Raw genomic sequence first — 1,616 nt, 5'->3', positions numbered from 1 at the left:
GGAGATTCCGCTGATGGGGTTGTAACCAAGTATGGCTACATACTGGATATAGCTAGTTATGGATCGTTGAAGCAAGAAGCCCACCCGTCTTTAGCGGGTGGGTGATTCACTTGATACATCTATAGCTCCAAATTTTAATTTTGATTTATCAAGGATTAGAAGCACTATACCATATAAACATAAGTGGCATTTATCTTATGGTAAGAATCATTTTTAGGTAGGCAGACAATTATAAGTGAGGTTTTACAGATTTAAAAAGTCTTTTTGTTTTTCTGTCGTTTGCGTGTAACGATCACATAAGGATTTAAGGGTTTAATAGCTCAACTGCATAGTTCTTATGAGTTGCTAATCATTAATCTTACTATCTTAAATTCCTCCTTTGAGTTTTTGAAACTCTAAAAAAATTGAGGAGACTTTTATGAGACATGGTGATATTAGTAGCAGTCCAGATACAGTGGGTGTGGCAGTTGTTAACTACAAAATGCCTAGGCTACACACTAGGCAAGAGGTGTTAGAAAATTGCCACAATATCGCTAAGATGATTGCAGGGATTAAAACAGGCTTGCCAGGGCTAGATCTCATTATCTTCCCCGAATACAGCACACAAGGAATCATGTATGATAGACAAGAAATGTTTGACACAGCTGTTAGTGTTCCGGGTGAAGAAACCGCTGTTTTTTCTGAAGCGTGCAAGAAGAATAAAGTGTGGGGAGTGTTTTCTTTAACCGGTGAAAAACATGAGCATGCACATAAAAACCCTTACAACACCTTGATTTTAATCAACGATAAGGGTGAAATTGTGCAAAAATACCGCAAAATTTTGCCTTGGTGCCCAGTGGAATGTTGGTATCCTGGGGATAAAACTTATGTGGTGGACGGACCAAAGGGCATGAAAGTTTCTTTAATTATCTGTGATGATGGAAACTACCCTGAAATTTGGCGCGATTGTGCAATGAAAGGGGCAGAGCTCATTGTGCGCTGCCAAGGCTACATGTATCCTGCTAAAGAGCAGCAAATTAATATGGTTAAGACCATGGCATGGGCAAATCAATGCTATGTGGCTGTGGCTAATGCAGCTGGGTTTGATGGGGTTTATTCTTATTTTGGACACTCTAGCATTGTGGGCTTTGATGGGCACACTTTGGGCGAGTGTGGAGAGGAAGAAAACGGCATCCAATACGCACAGCTTTCAGTCCACCAAATCCGCGATGCTAGAAAATACGACCAAAGCCAAAACCAGCTCTTTAAACTCATGCACAGAGGCTATAGCGGAGTGTTTGTCAGCGGTGATGGGGATAAGGGCGTCGCCGAATGTCCTTTTGAGTTCTATAAAACTTGGGTTAACGATCCCAAAAAAGCTCAAGAAAATGTGGAAAAGTTTACACGAAAACACATCGGCGTGAAAGATTGCCCGGTCTATGACCTACCGCATTCATGAGGATTAATTAGGTCTTTGCTTTTAACTAGAGCTACCCCTTGTGGGGCTAGCAACAGAAGCATAAATTCTATAAAATCCTATAATTTTCTATAAATTTTTTATATGATTTTAAGTTTTTAGGTACTGCTATGTCGGCATGAATGATTTGTTATCCATAGGATAGGCAAGCAAGATTTTA

Annotated in this window: 1 protein-coding gene; it reads left to right on the top strand. The window is 40.0% G+C overall.

Annotated features, from left to right (window positions below):
- Positions 1-418: 418 nt before the first annotated feature.
- Positions 419-1,438 (top strand): aliphatic amidase, encoded by a 1,020-nt coding sequence (locus QSJ47_RS08090; RefSeq protein WP_285603014.1) that lies wholly within the window; start codon positions 419-421, stop codon positions 1,436-1,438.
- Positions 1,439-1,616: the final 178 nt, after the last annotated feature.

Source organism: Helicobacter sp. NHP22-001, assembly GCF_030270165.1.
GTDB lineage: Bacteria > Campylobacterota > Campylobacteria > Campylobacterales > Helicobacteraceae > Helicobacter > Helicobacter gastrofelis.
Note: the sequence above shows the minus strand (reverse complement) of the source record. Positions and strands in the feature narration are given on the sequence as shown.

Bases quoted from the DNA above. Each gene is read 5' to 3' on its own strand.
- QSJ47_RS08090 (WP_285603014.1), top strand. From the start codon at position 419: ATGAGACATGGTGATATTAGTAGCAGTCCAGATACAGTGGGTGTGGCA.